Below are 908 nucleotides of genomic sequence, written 5' to 3'. Positions count from 1 at the left end.
AGCTGGGCGAGGTCATCCGCGAACGTGTCTTTGCGGATGAGCATTCCGGCCGACCCCTCGGGCGGCTGCGGACATGCTTCCTTCGCCTTGATGTAGGCGAGCACGCTTTGCGTCGCCTGATAGGCCTCTTCCGGCGAAATCTCGGCGTTGGCCATCGCCGCGACAATGACCTCAAGCGCCGCGACCGGCCCACCGGGCTCGGACAGAAGCGGCATCGGCAGGCGCACAGGGCGGCCTCGGCGTGCCGGCCAGATGCGCGTCAGGACGAGCGCCGCAGCGGCCACGTCGCCCGTCTCGGCGGCTTCTATGAGCGTCCGCAGCAAGCCGAGCGCGGCCGTCTCGCCCAACTCGTCTAGCAGGCGCGCCGTGCGATACCGGCTCCCGACCGCCGACCCAGCCGGATTGCCCGAGGTGTTCGGAGGAAACGGCCGCAGGTTTGCGAGGGTCTTTGCCGTGGCAACCATGGGCGTTGCTTTAGCAGCGATCCCCGAGCGGATGCACCCAAAAAAGTCCTTATAAGAACCCGTCGCCAGGGTGCTGCACGAAAGCGTCTCGCCGCCGCACATAGCCGAGCAACGTGTCCAAGCTTCTATGCCGCGTGATTGTCGCAATCGCGAACGGGTCCGCGCCATTGGCAACGGCTTCTGTCGCGAAGCCCGACCGCAGGCTATGCCCGGCAAAGTCGCCCGGCATGTTGCCGGTTGTGCCGATCCATTTCTTGACGATGGCCGCGACCGACGCACCGGACAGCCGTTCCGCCTGCAGGTTGTCGCCGCGCCGGATTTGACGGAACAGCGCGCCCTCCGTGATGCCGGAAGCCGTGAGCCAGTCCCGGAGCAATTCGCACGGCTTGATATAGCGGCCGTTCGGCACGGCGATTTCCGCCCCGGCCCCGGCTTGGTCCGTCC

General features: G+C 66.9%; 2 protein-coding genes. Both read right to left on the bottom strand.

What is annotated here, in order from left to right; genetic code table 11:
- The coding region (locus AC1DWF_RS32930) for a hypothetical protein (RefSeq protein ID WP_476842711.1) at window positions 1-464 on the bottom strand (464 nt) is incomplete at its 3' end.
- Window positions 465-513: 49 nt separating this feature from the next.
- Window positions 514-908: tyrosine-type recombinase/integrase (locus AC1DWF_RS32925; RefSeq protein ID WP_476842710.1), on the bottom strand; the 395-nt coding region annotated here is incomplete at its 5' end.

The sequence above is a fragment of the Aminobacter sp. P4_D5 genome (genome assembly GCF_056401815.1).
Note: the sequence above shows the minus strand (reverse complement) of the source record. Positions and strands in the feature narration are given on the sequence as shown.